Annotated in this window: 14 protein-coding genes; 9 read left to right on the top strand and 5 right to left on the bottom strand. The window is 75.4% G+C overall.

Annotated elements, in window-relative coordinates; translation table 11 throughout:
• Positions 1 to 70: 70 nt before the first annotated feature.
• Positions 71 to 2,227: an NAD-dependent DNA ligase LigA gene (ligA, locus tag AC4OR8_RS08575; RefSeq protein WP_492165113.1), complete on the top strand. Its 2,157-nt coding sequence runs from the start codon at positions 71 to 73 to the stop codon at positions 2,225 to 2,227.
• 209 nt (positions 2,228 to 2,436) lie between these two features.
• Here ligA and wrbA read toward each other — a convergent pair whose 3' ends face one another.
• The gene (gene wrbA / locus AC4OR8_RS08580; RefSeq protein ID WP_492165114.1) at positions 2,437 to 3,039 is read right to left on the bottom strand and encodes an NAD(P)H:quinone oxidoreductase; all 603 of its coding nucleotides are present in this window, start codon (positions 3,037 to 3,039) and stop codon (positions 2,437 to 2,439) included.
• Between the two features lie 231 nt (positions 3,040 to 3,270).
• Between wrbA and gatC the strand changes: the two genes are divergently transcribed.
• The 8 genes from gatC to AC4OR8_RS08620 all read left to right on the top strand — a co-directional run bounded on the left by gatC (position 3,271) and on the right by AC4OR8_RS08620 (position 13,385).
• The gene (gene gatC / locus AC4OR8_RS08585) at positions 3,271 to 3,570 is read left to right on the top strand and encodes an Asp-tRNA(Asn)/Glu-tRNA(Gln) amidotransferase subunit GatC (protein ID WP_492165115.1); all 300 of its coding nucleotides are present in this window, start codon (positions 3,271 to 3,273) and stop codon (positions 3,568 to 3,570) included.
• Positions 3,567 to 5,120: an Asp-tRNA(Asn)/Glu-tRNA(Gln) amidotransferase subunit GatA gene (gene gatA, locus AC4OR8_RS08590; protein ID WP_492165116.1), complete on the top strand. Its 1,554-nt coding sequence runs from the start codon at positions 3,567 to 3,569 to the stop codon at positions 5,118 to 5,120. Before gatC ends, gatA begins: the two co-directional genes overlap by 4 nt.
• Positions 5,117 to 6,625, top strand: a complete 1,509-nt coding sequence (gene gatB, locus AC4OR8_RS08595) for an Asp-tRNA(Asn)/Glu-tRNA(Gln) amidotransferase subunit GatB (protein ID WP_492165117.1) — start codon at positions 5,117 to 5,119, stop codon at positions 6,623 to 6,625. The genes gatA and gatB overlap by 4 nt, the downstream gene beginning before the upstream one ends.
• Positions 6,626 to 6,990: 365 nt before the next feature.
• The gene (locus tag AC4OR8_RS08600) at positions 6,991 to 8,661 is read left to right on the top strand and encodes a hypothetical protein (RefSeq protein WP_492165118.1); all 1,671 of its coding nucleotides are present in this window, start codon (positions 6,991 to 6,993) and stop codon (positions 8,659 to 8,661) included.
• Between the two features lie 2 nt (positions 8,662 to 8,663).
• Positions 8,664 to 9,713: a hypothetical protein gene (locus tag AC4OR8_RS08605; RefSeq protein WP_492165119.1), complete on the top strand. Its 1,050-nt coding sequence runs from the start codon at positions 8,664 to 8,666 to the stop codon at positions 9,711 to 9,713.
• Positions 9,710 to 10,873, top strand: coding sequence for an energy-coupling factor transporter transmembrane component T (locus tag AC4OR8_RS08610; RefSeq protein WP_492165120.1), 1,164 nt, complete (start codon positions 9,710 to 9,712; stop codon positions 10,871 to 10,873). Before AC4OR8_RS08605 ends, AC4OR8_RS08610 begins: the two co-directional genes overlap by 4 nt.
• The gene (locus AC4OR8_RS08615; protein WP_492165121.1) at positions 10,870 to 12,513 is read left to right on the top strand and encodes an ABC transporter ATP-binding protein; all 1,644 of its coding nucleotides are present in this window, start codon (positions 10,870 to 10,872) and stop codon (positions 12,511 to 12,513) included. The genes AC4OR8_RS08610 and AC4OR8_RS08615 overlap by 4 nt, the downstream gene beginning before the upstream one ends.
• Positions 12,510 to 13,385: an ECF transporter S component gene (locus tag AC4OR8_RS08620; RefSeq protein WP_492165122.1), complete on the top strand. Its 876-nt coding sequence runs from the start codon at positions 12,510 to 12,512 to the stop codon at positions 13,383 to 13,385. Before AC4OR8_RS08615 ends, AC4OR8_RS08620 begins: the two co-directional genes overlap by 4 nt.
• A gap of 39 nt (positions 13,386 to 13,424) precedes the next feature.
• Here the strand turns inward: AC4OR8_RS08620 and AC4OR8_RS08625 are convergent, their stop codons facing one another.
• From AC4OR8_RS08625 to AC4OR8_RS08640, 4 genes are all read right to left on the bottom strand, one after another.
• Positions 13,425 to 14,618: a PQQ-dependent sugar dehydrogenase gene (locus AC4OR8_RS08625; protein ID WP_492165123.1), complete on the bottom strand. Its 1,194-nt coding sequence runs from the start codon at positions 14,616 to 14,618 to the stop codon at positions 13,425 to 13,427.
• Between the two features lies 1 nt (position 14,619).
• Positions 14,620 to 15,534 carry an alpha/beta fold hydrolase gene (locus AC4OR8_RS08630; protein ID WP_492165124.1) on the bottom strand — a complete coding sequence of 305 codons (915 nt, stop codon included), beginning with the start codon at positions 15,532 to 15,534 and terminating at the stop codon, positions 14,620 to 14,622.
• Between the two features lie 95 nt (positions 15,535 to 15,629).
• Positions 15,630 to 15,950: a hypothetical protein gene (locus AC4OR8_RS08635; protein ID WP_492165125.1), complete on the bottom strand. Its 321-nt coding sequence runs from the start codon at positions 15,948 to 15,950 to the stop codon at positions 15,630 to 15,632.
• A 96-nt stretch (positions 15,951 to 16,046) separates the two neighbouring features.
• Positions 16,047 to 16,931, bottom strand: coding sequence for an EamA family transporter (locus tag AC4OR8_RS08640; protein WP_492165126.1), 885 nt, complete (start codon positions 16,929 to 16,931; stop codon positions 16,047 to 16,049).
• Positions 16,932 to 16,973 lie beyond the last annotated feature (42 nt).

Here is a 16,973-nt window from a genome sequence, read left to right on the forward strand (position 1 = left end):
CGTGGTTCGACACCGGCGGCCCCTCGGATGGGGTGGGGCGGCTGTCGGCGCGACGCGGCAGGATGAGCCCATGAGCGAGCCCACCCCCGTGAGCGACGACGCCCGCGACGAGCACCGCCGGCTCAGCGAGGAGGTCGACGACGCCCGCTGGCGCTACTACGTGCTCGACGACCCGGCGCTCGACGACGCCGACTTCGACCGGCGGCTGCGCCGCCTGGAGGAGCTGGAGGAGCAGTTCCCCGAGCTGCGCACACCCGACTCGCCCACGCAGAAGGTGGGCGGCGCGGTCAGCACCGAGTTCACCGCGGTCGACCACCTGCAGCGCATGGAGAGCCTCGACAACGCCTTCTCCGGTGACGAGCTCGAGTCGTGGCACGCCCGTCTGGTGCGCGACGGCGTCACCGACCCCGCGCTGCTGTGCGAGCTGAAGGTCGACGGCCTGGCCATCAACCTGCTCTACGAGCAGGGCCGCCTGGTGCGGGCGCTCACCCGCGGCGACGGCCGCACGGGGGAGGACGTCACCCCCAACGTCAAGACGATCGCCTCGGTGCCCCACCGCCTCACCGGCACCGACGAGTTCCCCGTGCCCGACCTGCTCGAGGTGCGCGGTGAGGTGTTCCTGCCCGTGGCCGCCTTCGAGCGGCTCAACGAGGCGATGACCGAGGCCGGCAAGCCGGTGTTCGCCAACCCGCGCAACGCCGCCGCGGGCTCGCTGCGCCAGAAGGACCCGCGCACCACCGCGACCCGTGCCCTCGACATGGTCTGCCACGGCATGGGCGAGCGGCGTGGCTTCGAGCCGCAGGCGCAGTCGCAGGCCTACCGCGCGCTCGCCACCTGGGGGCTGCCGGTCTCCGACCAGGTGCAGGTGGTCGCCACGATGGCCGAGGCCGAGGCGTACGTCGCGCGGGTGGGGGAGCAGCGCCACTCGATCGTGGGCTACGAGATCGACGGCGTCGTGGTCAAGGTCGACGACGTCGGGCTGCAGCGCCGCCTGGGCTCCACCAGCCGGGCCCCGCGGTGGGCGATCGCGTTCAAGTACCCGCCCGAGGAGGTCAACACGCTGCTGCACGCCATCGAGGTGCAGGTGGGCCGCACCGGCCGGGTCTCGCCGTTCGGCCGGATGGAGCCCACCCGCGTGGCCGGCTCCACGGTCGAGAAGGCCACCCTGCACAACGCCCACGAGGTGCGCCGCAAGGACGTGCGTCCCGGCGACACGGTGGTGCTGCGCAAGGCCGGCGACGTGATACCCGAGATCGTCGGGCCGGTGCTGAGCCTGCGTCCCGAGGGTCTGCCGGAGTGGGAGATGCCGACCGACTGCCCGGCCTGCGGCACCCCGCTCTACCAGCAGAAGGAGGGCGACCGCGACCTGCGCTGCCCCAACCACGAGGTGTGCCCGGCCCAGGTGCGCGAGCGCGTCTTCCATGTCGCGGGCCGCGGGGCCTTCGACATCGAGGGCCTCGGCTACGAGGCGGCCTCGGCCCTGCTCGACGCCGGCGTGATCACCAACGAGGGCGACGTGTTCCACCTCGCCACCGCCGACCTGCTGCGCACCGAGCTGTTCACCCGCGCGGCCAAGAAGGGCGAGGACGGCGAGCGCGTGCTGTCGGCCAACGGCCAGCGCCTGCTGACCCACCTCGCCGATCGCAAGCAGGTCGCGCTGTGGCGGGTGCTGGTGGCGCTCTCGATCCGCCACGTCGGCCCCACCGCGGCGCGGGCGCTGGCCCAGGAGTTCGGCACGATGGCCGCCGTCCGCGGGGCCAGCGAGCAGCAGCTCGCCGCCGCCGCGGGCGTCGGTCCCACCATCGCCGAGGCCGTCATCGAGTGGTTCTCCGTGCCGTGGCACGCCCGGATCGTCGACCGCTGGGAGGACGCCGGCGTGGCGATGGCCGACGAGCGCGACGAGTCGGTGCCGCGCACCCTCGAGGGCCTCAGCGTGGTGGTCACCGGCTCGCTGGTCGGCTACAGCCGCGACTCCGCGAAGGAGGCGATCCTGGCCCGGGGCGGCAAGGCCTCGGGGTCGGTGTCGAAGAAGACCGACTACGTCGTGGTCGGCGAGAACGCCGGGTCCAAGGCCGACAAGGCCGAGCAGCTCGGCGTGCCGGTGCTCGACGAGGACGGCTTCACCCGGCTCCTCCAGGACGGTCCGCCCCCGGCACCCGAGGAGCCCGAGGAGCCCGAGGCGCCCGAGGAGGTCGCGGAGCCCGCCGAGCCCGCCGACGACGCCTGACCTGGGTCACGGCCAGCCGGGCAGTTTCCCCGCTCGAGCGGGGAAACCTCCTCTTGGAGGCGGAAATTTCAGCCACCATGAGGCAGTTTCCCCGGCCGGCCGGGGAAACTGCCCGGCCCCCCCCGGGGACGCGACGACGCCGCCCCCGCCAGGTGGCGGGGACGGCGTCGAGGGCGCGATGTGAGCCGGGCTCAGCCGGGGTGCTCGGCTCAGGCGGAGGCGGTGAGCCGGTCGCTGACCGTCAGCAGCCGGGTGACCAGGTGGTCGAGGGCGTCGCGGTCGGTGTCGTCGAGGGTGGTGCTCGCGCCGGTGACCTTGCCGACGCCGTACGGGTTGCCGTCGGCGAACTTCACCGGGTCGGTGTAGCCCGGGGGCACGATGATGCCGCCGAAGTGGGCGAACGTCGTGTGCATGGCCTCGAGCGTCGTCTCCTGGCCGCCGTGGGCGGTCTGGCTGGAGGTGAACGCGGCGTACACCTTGTCGGCCAGCTTGCCCTGGCCCCAGAGCGGGCCGAGGGTGTCGATGTAGGACTGCAGCTGGCTGGTGATGTGGCCGTAGCGGGTGGGCGAGCCGAAGAGCACGGCGTCGGCCCAGTCGATGTCGTCGGGGGTCGCGACCGGCTTGCCGGCCTGCTCGTCGACGTGCTGCTTCCAGGCGTCCACGGACTCGACGGCCTCGCGCGGGGCGGTCTCGGCGACGTGGCGCAGGCGCACCTCCCCGCCGAGGCCCTCGGCGGTCTGGGCGAGGCGCTCGGCCATGGCGTGGGTGCTGCCGAAGCCGGAGTAGTAGATGATCGCGAGCTTGCTGGCCATCGGTGGACCTCCTGGTGGGTGCTGCGAAGAATTGGTTGATACGTCAACCACGGTACCCACGCGGCGGCGAGGCACAACAGCCCGTCGGGTGTGGCGGCGGGTCGGGCGGGGTGCGGGCCCGGGGTGCGGGCCGGGTGCGGGCCCGAGGTGCGGGGCCGTCACCGTGCGGGGCCGGGGCGGTCGGCGCCGACCGCGGTCGGCGGCGCCGACGCGCGCGCCTAGGATCAGGGCATGCCCGAGATAACCCGCGAGGAGGTCGCCCACCTCGCCGACCTCGCCCGCATCGACCTGTCCGACGCCGAGCTCGACCACCTGGCCCCGCAGCTGACGGTGATCCTGGAGTCGGTGGCCTCGATCAGCGGCGTGGCCGGCGACGACGTGCCGCCGACGTCCCACGCGCTGCCGCTGACCAACGTGTTCCGCGACGACGTCGTCGTGCCGAGCCTGGGCGCGCAGGCCGCGCTGGCCGGCGCCCCGCAGTCGGAGCAGCAGCGCTTCATGGTGCCGCGCATCCTGGGTGACGAGCAGTGAGCGCCGACCCCACCCGCCGCTCGGCCGCCGACCTCGCCGCCGACCTCGCCGCGGGCTCCACCACCTCGGTCGCGCTGACGCAGGCCCACCTCGACCGCATCGCCGAGGTCGACGGCGCCGTGCACGCCTTCCTCCACGTCGACGCCGAGGGCGCGCTCGCCGCCGCGGCGGCCTCCGACGCGCGCCGCGAGGCCGGCTCCACCGCCTCCCCGCTCGACGGCGTGCCGATCGCGGTCAAGGACGTGCTGGCCACCCAGGGCCTGCCCACTACCTGCGGCTCGAAGATCCTCGAGGGCTGGCTGCCGCCGTACGACGCCACGGTCGTGTCGCGGCTGAAGGCCGCCGGCCTGCCGATCCTGGGCAAGACCAACATGGACGAGTTCGCGATGGGCTCCTCCACCGAGCACTCCGCCTACGGCCCCACGCACAACCCGTGGGACCTCGACCGCATCCCCGGCGGCTCCGGCGGTGGCTCGGCGGCGGCGCTGGCGGCCTTCGAGGCGCCCCTCGCCCTCGGCACCGACACCGGCGGCTCGATCCGCCAGCCCGGCGCGGTCACCGGCACCGTCGGCGTCAAGCCCACCTACGGCGGGGTGTCGCGCTACGGGCTGGTCGCCATGGCCAACTCCCTCGACCAGGTCGGCCCGGTCACCCGCACGGTGCTCGACGCCGCACTGCTCCACGAGGTCGTCGGTGGCCACGACCCCCGCGACTCCACCTCGGTCGACCAGCCGCTGCCGTCGCTGGTGGACGCCGCCCGCCGCGGTGCCGAGGGCGACCTCACCGGCATGCGCGTCGGGGTGATCACCGAGCTGGGCGGCAAGGGCTACCAGGCCGGTGTGCTCGCCCGGTTCCAGGAGTCGCTCGACCTGCTGGTGAAGGCCGGCGCCGAGGTCGTGGAGGTGTCGTGCCCGACGTTCGTGCACGCCCTGGCCACCTACTACCTGATCATGCCGTGCGAGGCGTCCTCCAACCTCGCGAAGTTCGACGCCATGCGCTACGGCCTGCGGGTGCTGCCCGAGGGCGTGGCCTCGCCCAGCGCGGAGGAGGTCATGCGCGCCACCCGTGACGCCGGCTTCGGCGACGAGGTCAAGCGCCGCATCGTCCTCGGCACCTACGCGCTCTCGAGCGGCTACTACGACGCGTACTACGGCACCGCCCAGCGGGTGCGCACCCTCATCGCCCGCGACTTCGCCGCCGCGTTCGGCCAGGTCGACGTGCTGGTCTCGCCCACCGCGCCGACCACGGCGTTCCGCCTGGGGGAGAAGCTCGACGACCCGCTGGCGATGTATCTCAACGACCTGGCCACCATCCCGGCCAACCTGGCCGGGGTGCCCGGCATGTCGCTGCCCAGCGGCCTCGCCGAGGACGGCCTGCCGGCCGGCTTCCAGGTGCTCGCGCCCGCGCTGGCCGACGACCGGATGTACCGCGTCGGCGCCGCGCTGGAGGCGGCCCTGCACGAGCAGTGGGGCGGGCCGCTGCTGGACCGAGCGCCCGACCTGACCGCCCTCACCAGCAGCACGACCAGCAGGAACGGAGCCCCGGCATGAGCCCGACCACCACGGGGGAGCGACTCGTCCCCTTCGACGAGGTGCTGGCCTCCTACGACCCGGCGCTGGGCCTCGAGGTCCACGTCGAGCTGAACACCGCCACGAAGATGTTCTGCGGCTGCCCCACGGAGTTCGGTGCCGAGCCCAACACGCAGGTCTGCCCGACGTGCCTGGGTCTGCCCGGGGCGATGCCGGTGGTCAACCGCAAGGCGGTGGAGTCGGCCATCCGCATCGGTCTCGCGCTGAACTGCGACATCGCCGAGTGGTGCCGCTTCGCACGCAAGAACTACTTCTACCCCGACATGCCGAAGAACTTCCAGACCAGCCAGTACGACGAGCCCATCGCGTTCGAGGGCCACCTCGACGTCGAGGTCGACGGCGAGGTCGTGCGGGTCGAGATCGAGCGCGCCCACATGGAGGAGGACACCGGCAAGTCGCTGCACGTCGGCGGCGCCACCGGACGCATCCACGGCGCCGACTACTCGCTGGTCGACTACAACCGCGCCGGCATCCCCCTCATCGAGATCGTCACCAAGCCGCTGACCGGCATGGGCGCCAAGGCGCCCGAGGTCGCCAAGGCCTACGTCGCGCAGCTGCGCGAGCTGATCGTCGCCCTCGGCGTCTCCGACGCCCGGATGGACCAGGGCTCGATCCGCGCCGACGTGAACCTGTCGCTGGCGCCGTCGGGCTCGGGCGTGCTCGGCACCCGCACCGAGACCAAGAACGTGAACTCCCTGCGCTCGGTGGAGCGGGCCGTGCGCCACGAGATGCAGCGCCACGCCGCGATCCTCTCGGCCGGGGGCTCGATCCTCCAGGAGACCCGGCACTGGCACGAGGACACCGGCGTGACGACCTCCGGCCGCGAGAAGTCCGACGCCGAGGACTACCGCTACTTCCCCGAGCCCGACCTGGTGCCGGTGGCGCCGAGCCGCGCCTGGGTGGAGGAGCTGCGCCTGACCATGCCGGAGAACCCCCGGCTGCGCCTGGGCCGGCTGCAGGAGGCCTGGGGCTTCACCGACCTGGAGATGCGCGACACCGTCGGGGCCGGAGCGCTGCGGCTGGTCGAGGACACCATCGCCGCCGGCGCTGCGCCGCAGGCCGCCCGCAAGTGGTGGCTCGGTGAGATGGCGCGCCGCGCCAACGACTCGGGCGTCGAGATCGGCGCGCTCGGGGTCACCCCGATCCACGTGGCGCGCGTGCAGGCGATGGTGGACGCCGGCGAGCTCACCGACAAGCTGGCCCGGCAGGTCTTCGACGGCCTGCTGGCCGGCGAGGGCAGCCCCGACGAGATCGTGGCCGCCCGCGGCCTCGCGGTGGTCTCCGACGAGGGCGCCCTGTCGGCCGCGGTCGAGAAGGCCATCGCGGAGAACCCGGCGATCGCCGACAAGATCCGCGACGGCAAGGTCGCCGCGGCCGGTGCCCTCATCGGCGCGGTGATGAAGGAGATGCGCGGCCAGGCCGACGCCGCCCGGGTGCGCGAGCTGGTGCTGGAGAAGCTGGCCTGACCCGACCTCCTGCGTGGTGGACGCAGGGGCACACGTGTGCCCCTGCGTGCACCACGGTCCTCGGGTGGGCGCCGCGCAGCTGCGGCGGCGCGGCGTCGCCGAGACGCCCGCCGCGGACGATGTCGTGGCGACCCCGTCCGCGGGGTTACCCTGACGACGCACCACTCATCACGCCCGCAGGTGGGGAAAGCCGGTCCGAGTCCGGCGCTGACCCGCAACCGTAGGCCGAGCCCGCAGCACGGGGCCCGGCGAGCCGGAGCACCCACCGCGACGCGTCTGATCATTCGCTGTCGAGGAACGCGGCGGGTGGCCCGTCCTCGGACCTGCCGGGGCGCCTCCCGTTGCGCGCAGCGGGAACGGAACACATGTCCCACACCCTGCGCCGGCTGGCCACGCTCGCCGTCGTCCCGGCCCTGTCCCTGTCCGCGCTCGCGGTCACGTCCCCGGCGCAGGCCGCGGAGACGCGCGACCCGGCCGCCGCCGAGCGGGCCGCCGCCTGGCTCGCGGGCCAGGCCGAGGGCGGTCTGCTGACCTACCGGAGCTTCGGTGCCGCCACCACCGACTACGGGCTGTCGATCGACGCCGCGCTGGCCCTCGACGCCGTGGGCGGGCAGGACGCCGCCGTGCGCGCGACCGCCGACGCGGTGGCCGAGGACCCGACCCGCTACACCGACTACGCCTACACCTTCAGCGGCGTCGACTACGCCGGCCGCGCGGCCGGGGCCGTGGCGAAGTCGCTGGTGGTCCTGCAGGCCGCCGGCGTCGACCCCGCCACGGTCGACCAGATCGACCTGGTGGGCGCCCTGGAGGCGCAGACCGCCGACCGCGGCAGCGCCGCCGGACGGATCGCCGACCAGGCCACCGCCAACGGTGAGCCCGACCCCGCCGGTGACTACGCGAACGTCCTGGGCCAGTCCTTCGCCGTGCGCGCGCTCGACGCCGCCGGAAGCAGCGAGGCCGCCGCCGCCACGGACTACCTGCTGCTGCAGCAGTGCGCCGACGGCTTCTTCCGCCAGGACCTCCCGGCGGCCGGCGCCGCCTCGCAGACGTGCGGTGCGGACGCCGACGCCAGCACCGACGCCACCGCCCAGGCCGTGCTGTCGCTGCTCCCGCAGACCGACGACCCCCGCGTCGCGGCCACGGTGATCGACGCGGTCGAGTGGCTGCGCGACTTCCAGGAGCCGAACGGGTCCTTCGGCTCCGGCACCAGCGACACCGACTTCCCCGGCAACGCCAACAGCACCGGCCTGGCCGGCTGGGCAATCGGTGCGGCCCTCGACACCGGCGTCACCGACGCCTTCACCACGCAGCACCAGGCTGCCCTGGCGCGGGCCACCGCGTGGCTGCGGGGACGCCAGCTCGCCGGGGTGGGGGAGTGCAACACCTTCGCCCCGCGTGACCTCGGCGCCGTCGCCTACGACACCGCGGCCCTGCGCGCCGCCCGTCGCGACGACATCCGCGCCGCCGACCGCGGTCAGTTCCTGCGGGCCACCGCCCAGGCCGCTCCGGCCCTGGCCTACTCCGTCGACCCCGGTGCCGACGTCGTCGACGCCGCCGACGGCTTCCAGCGCAAGGGCCGCACCACCGACGTCGTCGTCAGCGGGCTCACGCCGGGCAGCGTGGTGTGCGTGAGCAACACCGGCGCGGCCGTGGGCGACACCGCCGACCGCACCGGCACCGCCACCGCCACCGTGCCGCTCACCCGCGCCGGGACGGTGTCGTACGACGTGGCGACCGAGGACGGCTCGCTGGGGACCGTGTCCTTCCGCGTGCTGGGCGCCACCACCCTCGACCTCGCCCTGCGTGCCCGGGTCGCCCAGGGCGAGCAGCAGCGCGTGGTCGTCGACGGCCTGGCCGTCGGCGAGCGCGCCGTGGTGAAGGTGCGTGGCGAGAAGGTCGCGAGCGGCACCGCCGAGGACGACGGCACCTTCCGTGCCCGGTTCACCGCCGAGGGGCCCCTGGGCTCCGCGCGCGTGGTGGCCACCGGCCAGTTCGGCAACCGCACGGGCTCGGCGACCTTCCAGGTCGTGCGCTGACCGTGCGTGTCCTCCCGTCGCTCCGGGTGCTCGCCGCCGCCGTCGTCACGACGGTGGCGGTGAGCCCCGTGCTGGCGCCCGTGCTCGTCGCTGCGCCGGCCTCGGCCGCGGCCTGCTCAAGCTCCACCGGCGCCACCGTCGTGGTGGACTTCAAGGAGCAGGGCGGCGGCACCGTCGCGCTCTGCGTCTCCTCCGGCGGGGGCACCGCCCAGCAGGTCCTCCGGGCGGCGGGCGTGCAGATGACCTACGTGCGGGGCCAGGGCGACTTCGTGTGCCAGGTGCAGGGCAAGCCCGCCGACCAGACCTGCCAGCGCACCCCGCCGGCCACGGCGTACTGGTCGCTGTGGGTGGCCGACGGCACGTCGTCGTCGTGGACCTACGCCACGCGCGGCGTCAGCACCCTGAAGGTGCCCGACGGCGGCTCGGTCGCGTTCGCCTGGGTCGACGGCAACGGCAGCGACCAGCCCGGCGTCCCCCCGGCCACGCACGACGAGCCGGCGTCCGGCGGGTCCGGCGGCACAGGCGGCTCCGGCGGCACAGGTGGCTCCGGCGGTGCAGGTGCCTCGGGTGGCTCGGGCGGCGCAGGCACGGGCTCCGGTGGTGCGGGGACCCCCGCCGCCCCGGCACCCCAGGCCACGCCGGCGCCGGCGACGAGCGCGCCGACCCCCGCGCCCAGCGTCACGCCGAGCCCGACCGACGCGGCCGCCGGTCGTGGCGACCGGCCCCGCGCCGGGCGCGCGGACGGCACGGCTCGCGGCGACCGACCGGCCGCCGACGACCGACGCCGCGGCGACCGTGACGAGCGGGACGGCCAGCGCGGCGGCCGGGACGAGAAGGCCGGACGCGGCGACGCGGCGGCCGAGGACTCCTCGTCCGCGGCTGCGGAGGAGTCCGAGGCGACGACCGACGTCCTGCCCGAGCCGGTCGCCGCGGCGGCCGTCGACGACGGCCTGCCCACCTGGGTGGCCCCGGTGGCGGTCGTGGCGCTGTTCGTCCTCGCCGGTGCCGGTGTCCTGCTGCGACGACGGGCCACGGGCGGGCCCGAGGCGTGAGCGTGGCCCGCCTGGCCCGAGACCTGCACCCCGTGGCCTGGTGGCTGTGGGCGATCGGTCTCGCCGTGGCGGCCTCGACGACGCTCAACCCGTTGAGCCTGCTGCTGCTGGTGGCCGTGGCGGCGGTGGCCGTCGGGCTGCGGCGCTCCGACCAGCCGTGGGGCGCGTCCTTCCGGCTCTACGTCTGGCTCGGCGTGGCGATCGTGGTCGTGCGCGTGCTGTTCCGGGTGGTGTTCGGCGGAGGCGGGCAGGGCACCGTGCTGCTCGACCTGCCGCGGGTGCCGCTGCCCGAGGAGGTCGCCGGCATCGTGCTGCTCGGCCCGGTGGTCCTCGAGTCGCTGCTGGCCGGCGCCTACGAGGGCCTGCGGCTGGCCACGATCGTGATCTGCGTGGGCGCCGCCAACTCGCTGGCCAACCCCAAGCGCCTGCTGCGCTCGGTGCCGCCGGCGCTCTACGAGGTCGGCACCGCGCTCGTGGTGGCGGTCTCGGTGCTGCCCCAGCTCGCCGACAGCGTGCAGCGGGTCCGCACCGCCCAGTCGCTGCGCGCGGTGCCGCCCGGCGGTGGGGGACGCGTCGGACGGGTGCGGGGACTGCGCCGGTTCCTGGTGCCGGTGCTCGAGGACGCCCTGGAACGCTCGCTGGCCCTGGCCGCCGGCATGGACACCCGGGGCTACGGCCGCTCCGGGGGCACCACCGCGACCCAGCGCCGAGTCACCGGCGCTCTGATGCTGACCGGCCTGTGCGGGGTGTGCCTCGGGGTCTACGCCGGGCTCGACGCGCAGATGCCGCGCGGGCTGGCCCGGCCGATGCTGCTGGGCGGCCTCGTGGTCGCCGTGCTCGGCCTGGTCAGCGCGGGCCGGCGCGTCGAGCGCACCCGCTACCGCCCCGACCGCTGGCGCGCCCCCGAGCTGCTGCTGGTCGCCTCCGGAGCGGTCACCGCCTGGGCGGGCCTGCGGGTGGCGGAGACGCAGGAGCTGATCGCGGAGCCGTTCCTCACCGAGGTGCCGACGGTCAGCCTGCTGGTGCTGCTCGGCGTCGGGGCCGCCCTGCTCGGCGTGCTGGCCACCCCGCCGGCACCCACCGCCGGCGCCCGTCGTACCGGCCACCTGTCCACACGCGGGGCCGTGCGCGGGGCCGACGACCGGGAGCTGGTGTCGTGATCGAGCTGCGCGACATCGGCTTCCGCTACGACCCCGCCTCGGCGCCGGTGCTCGACGGCGTCGACCTCCTCCTCGACGAGGGCGAACTGGTGCTGGTCTCCGGGCCGACCGGGGTCGGCAAGTCGACCCTGCTCGGCGTGGTCACCGGCCTGGTCCCGCGGTTCTCCGGCGGGGTGCTCAGCGGCGACGTGCTGCTCGAGGGCCGTTCGGTCGTGCGCACGCCGCCGCGCGAGCGCGCCCACGCCGTCGGGTACGTCGGGCAGGACCCCGCGGCGGGGTTCGTCACCGACACCGTCGAGGAGGAGCTGGCCTACGGCATGGAGCAGCTCGGGCTGCCGGGGGCCACGATGCGCCGCCGCGTCGAGGAGACCCTCGACCTGCTCGGCATCGCCGACCTGCGCGGGCGCGACCTGCGCCACCTCTCCGGCGGCCAGCAGCAGCGGGTGGCGATCGGCTCGGTGCTCACCATGCACCCCCGCCTGCTGGTGCTCGACGAGCCCACCTCCGCCCTCGACCCCACCGCGGCCGAGGACGTGCTGGCCACGCTGACCCGCCTCGTGCACGACCTCGGGGTGTCGGTGCTGCTGGCGGAGCACCGCCTCGAGCGGGTCGTGCCCTTCGCCGACCGGATGTGCCTGCTCACCGGTGACGGCCGGGTGCGGGTGGGGGAGCCGGCCGAGCTCCTGGCGACCTCCCCGGTGGCCCCGCCCCTCGTGGAGCTCGGCCGCGCCGCCGGCTGGCAGCCCCTGCCGCTGAGCGTGCGCGACGCCCGCCGCCGCGCGCGCGACCTGCGCGACCGGCTCGCCGAGCCCCCCGCCGGCCCGCCGGCCGCCGACCCCGCCACCCCCCACGCGGCCCGCACCCGCCACCTCACCGTCGCCCACGGCCAGGCCGTGGCGCTGCGCGAGGTCGACCTGACGCTGCTCGGGGGCCGGGTCACCGGGCTGATGGGCCGCAACGGCGCCGGCAAGTCGACCCTGCTGTGGACCCTCCAGGGCACCCGCCGCCGCCGTGGCGGCGACCTCGAGGTCGACGGCGTCGACACCGCGCGCCTGGAAGCGGCGGAGCGCCGCGCCCACGTCGCGATGCTGCCCCAGAGCGCCGCCGACCTGCTCTACCTCGAGACCGTGGCCGACGAGTGCGCCGCGGCCGACGTCGCCGGGGCGCCCGGCGACTGCCGCGCGCTGCTCGACCGGCTGGTGCCCGGCGTGCCCGAGGACGTGCACCCGCGCGACCTCTCCGAGGGCCAGCGCCTCGCCCTCGCCCTCGCCGTCGTGCTGGTGGCCCGCCCGCGGGTGGTGCTGCTCGACGAGCCCACGCGGGGGCTCGACTACGCCGCCAAGCAGGTGCTCGCCGACGTCCTCCGCGACCTCGCGGCGCGCGGCCACGCGGTGCTGGTGGCCACCCACGACGTCGAGTTCGTCGCCCGGGCCGCCGACGACGTGGTGGTGCTCGCCGAGGGCGAGGTGGTCTCGGCCGGTCCGGTGCGGCGTGTGGTCGCCGAGTCGCCCGCCTTCGCCCCCCAGGTCACCAAGGTGCTCGGCGGTCCCTGGCTGCACGTCGACGAGGTGGTGGTCGCCCTGGCAGCCGGTCCCGCCGGTCCCGCCGTCGGCTCGGACGTGCGCGGGGGCGGGGCATGAGCCCGCGCACGGCGGCGGCCGCGCCCTGCGCCGTACCGCTCTCGCGCCGCTCCGCGGCGGTGCTCACCGTCGCGTCGGTGGCCGGGCTGATGATGCTCGCGTGGCCGTTGCTGCTCGACGTGTCGCCCGAGTCTGAGGTGCACCCGCCGTTCGTCTTCCTCGCGCTGATGCCGGTGGTGATCGCGGTGGTCCTGGCCGAGATCAGCGAGGGGGGCCTCGACCCCCGGGTGCTCGCCGTGCTCGGGGTGCTCAGCGCCCTGGTGGCGGTGGTGCGCGGCGTCTCGCCGGGCACCGGCGGTGTCGAGCTGGTCTTCTTCCTGATCATCCTGGCCGGGCGGGTGTTCGGCCCCGGGTTCGGCTTCGTCCTGGGCTGCACGGGCCTGTTCGCCTCGGCGCTGCTGACGGCCGGCGTCGGACCCTGGATGCCGTTCCAGATGCTGTGCTGCGCCTGGGTGGGGATGGGTGCCGGGCTGCTCCCGCGGCGGGTGAGCGGGCGGGCGGAGATCGCGCTGCTGGCCGGGTACGGCGCCGTCTCGGCCTACGCCTACGGGCTCCTGATGAACCTGTCGGGCTGGCCGTTCCTCACCGGGGTCGCGACCTCGGAGGGCGGCACCTCGCTGTCCTACGTGCCCGGCGCGCCCGTGCTCGACAACCTCCACACGTTCCTCGTCTACACCCTGCTCACCTCCACCCTGGGCTGGGACTCGATGCGCGCCCTGACCAACGTCGTGGCCGTGGTGGTGCTGGGGCCGGCGGTGCTCACCACGCTGCGCCGCGCCGCCCGCCGGGCGCTGGTGGTGGGCCACGTCGCCGACGCCCCCGCCGCGGCCGACGTCCCGGGCGGTCGAGCCCTCGGCGGCGCCGCGGGGTAGCCGGCCGGGTCAGGGTCGACCGGGTCAGGGCAGACCGGGTCAGGGCCGGACGCGCAGGATCCGGTCGTCGCCGCGCTGCGGGTCGCCGCGGCCGTCGCGGTTGCTGGTGGTCACCCACAGCGACCCGTCGGGTGCCACCTCCACCGTGCGCAGGCGGCCGAAGTCGCCGACCAGGTACGACGTCGGCTCCCCGGTGCGGCCGCCGGCGTCGACCGGCACCCGCCACAGCCGTTCTCCCTGCAGCGCGGCCAGCCACAGCGCGCCGTCGGTGTGGGCCAGCCCGGACGGCGAGGCCTCGGCGGTCGGCCAGGTGACGCGCGGGTCGACGTACCCCTGGGCCCGTCCGCCGGTCCCCTCGACGGCGGGCCAGCCGTGGTCGCCGCCCTTCTCGACGGCGTTGAGCTCGTCGGCCTCGCTGTCGCCGAACTCCGAGGCGAACAGGCGGTCGCCGACGAAGGCGAGGCCCTGCACGTTGCGGTGGCCGTAGGACCAGACGGGGGAGCCGAACGGGTTGCCGGGCGCCGGGTCGCCGTCGGTGGTGATCCGCAGGACCTTGCCGCCCAGGTCGTCGCGGTCGGCGGCCCGCTCGGGCTCGCCGGCCTCGCCGGTGGAGACGTAGAGGTGGCCGTCGGGGCCGAACACCATCCGGCCGCCGTCGTGGATGAACCCGTTCGGGATGCCGGTCAGCACGGGCCGCAGCGCCCCGAGACGGTCGTCGCGCAGGGTCGTGCGCACGACCCGGTTGTCGGTGGCGGTGCTGACGTAGAGGTAGATCGTGGCGTCGCGGGCGAAGTCGGGCGAGACCGCGACGCCGAGCAGCCCGGCCTCGCCCTGCGGGGCGGCGACGTCGACCGTGCCGGCCTCGACGACGCGGTGCTGCGGACCCTTCAGGACCAGCACCCGGGTGGTGTCGCGCTCGGTGACCACGGCGTCGCCGTTCGGCAGGAAGTCGAGGCCCCAGGGCGCCTGCAGGCCGGTCGCGACCGTGCCGACCACCCGCGGCGGGCCACCCCCGGCGGAGCGCGACGGGCTCGGCGAGGTGGAGGGTGCGGAGGGCGGGGACGACGGGCTCGACGACGGGGTGGACGAGGACGACGGGACGCCACCGTCGGGGGAGGCCGTGACCTCGACGTCCACGACGGTCGTGCTGCCCTCCTCGAGGCACCCGGTCAGCGCGAGCGCGCCCGCCAGCGCCGCGGCGACCCCGAGGTGCCGCAGGCGGGGGCCGGCCATGTCAGGCCACCCGGGTCAGGAAGTCGCGCAGCAGGGCGTGCAGCAGGGCGGGCTCCTCCAGCGACACGAAGTGGCTGCAGGGCAGCTCGACGTACGTCGCCCCGCTCACCCGGTCGGCCGCGGTGGCCATGTCGCGGGCGCCGGCGAGCAGGTCCCAGGTGCCGGCGACGAACGCGGCGGGCACCCGGACGTCGCGCAGCGGCACCCGGGCGTGCTCGGAGGTGCGCAGCGCGAGGTGGAAGTACCAGCCCAGCGGTGTGGTGAGGAACTCCTTCACCGCGCGGGCCGCCGCGGCCTTGTCGGCCACCGGGAGCATGAAGCCGGTGTGGCTGAGCAGGGTGATCGTGCGCTCGCCGACCGGCAGGCGCGAGGAGAGGGGCGTGAGCAGCGGCCCGGCCACGCGCAGGGCCCGCGAGGCGCCGACGGTGAGCGCCCGCGCCACTGCGTGGGGCAGGTGCAGCGGGCCCAGCATGGTGGCGAAGGTGTCGCCGGGCACGCCGGCCACCGCGAACAGCCCGGAGACCCGCTCGGGGTGGCGCCGGGCCAGCTCGTACATGGTGTTGACCCCCATCGACCAGCCCATCAGCACGGCCCGGTCGATGCCGAAGTGGTCCATCACCGAGAGCCCGTCCTCGACGAAGTCCTCCACGCTCACGCGTGCGGGGTCGCTGGGGCGCTCGGAGCCGCCGGTGCCGCGGTGGTACCACGACACCACCCGCACGCCGCAGTCCGGCTCGAGCAGCGCGGGCCAGGCGAAGGGGCTGGTGCCGAGGCCGTTGCACAGCAGCACGGTCGGGCCGTCGAAGCGGCCCTCGGCGTCGTTGGTCCAGGCCCGGAGCCGGGTGCCGTCGTCGGCGAGCACCTCGTGGTGGCTCAGCGACGGCGGGGTCGCGGTGCGTGCGGGTGAGGTCGACATGCCCCGATCATGCCGCAGGAGCCGCCCCGTGGGGCGTGACCTGCATCGCTCCCTGCCCCGGCCGGTGCGGGGGGTCGGGCGGGGGTCGGGCTGGCTCAGCGGTGGGCGCGCGCGGCGTCCGGACCGAGGGCGGGGGAGCCGGCGTCGAGGGCGCGTGCGGCCAGGAACGTCTCCACCTCCTCGCGCTCGGCGCGGGTGCGGGCCAGGGCGGTGCTGGCCACCATCGCGTTGCGACAGGCGGCCTGCTGGGAGGTGCGGGGCCACGCCTGCGCGGCCACGGCGGCACGCACCACGGGGCGCCACGGGCGGGCGTCGGCGACCGCGCCGACGAGGGCGGCGCCGAGCGAGGTGGGCGGTCGGGGGACCAGCCGGTGGGAGAGGGGACGGGGGAGGTGGTGGGACAGGTCGTGCGACATCGGGGGCTCCTGGGGCCGGAGAGCCCCCACCGTAGGCAGCCCCCACGACGTGGGCGTCACCGTGGTGTGACGTCCCGGTGAACGACGTCCTCGGGCTCAGTCGGGCACGGGCGCCGGCACCGGTCGCCCCGACCTGGTCGCGCCGATGCTGGCCGCGACGACGCACGCCATCGCCAGGCACTGCGCCACGCCGAGGGTCTCGCCGAGCACCAGCAGGCCGGCCAGCGCCGCGGCGGCCGGCTCCAGGCTCATCAGGATGCCGAACACCGCGGGGCGCAGCGAGCGCAGCGCCACCAGCTCGCAGCTGTACGGCACCACCGAGCTCAGCAGGCCGACGGCGGCGCCGAGGAGCAGGATGGTGATCCCGTCGAGGTCGGAGCGGCCCGGCCCGACGACGTACGGCGTGAGCACGACCGTGGCGACCAGGCTGGCCACCACCAGCCCGTCGACGCCCTCCCAGCGGCGTCCGGTCTGCGCGCTGAGCAGGATGTAGCAGGCCCAGGCCGCCCCGGCCAGCAGCGCGAAGCCGACGCCGGCCCAGGTGACGCCGTCGGTGTCGAGCCCGAGCAGGGCCACGCCGGCGGCCGCGAGGCCCACCCACACCAGGTCGCGGCGCCGTCGCGAGCCGAGGACGGCCAGGCTGAGCGGGCCGATGAACTCGATGGTCACTGCGATGCCGAGGGGGATGCGGGCGAAGGCCTGGTAGATGGCCCAGTTCATGCTGCCGAGGGCGAGGCCGAAGCCGACCACGACCAGCCAGTCGGTGCGGGTGTGGCCGCGCAGGCGGGGACGCACGAGCAGCGCGAAGATCACCACGCTGGAGGCCAGCCGCAGCCACACGATCGTGGTGGGGGCGACCTCGTCGAAGAGGCTCTTGGCCACCCCGGCCCCGAACTGCACCGACGCGATGCCCACCAGCACCAGCACGACGGGGGAGGTGAGGACCCGGCGCAGGTCGGGCGATGACTTCCGGGCGCTCACCGGGTCAACCTAGGCACACAGCGCGCGAGGAGAGGAACCGAC

The organism is Nocardioides sp. FY1077 (assembly GCF_058681775.1).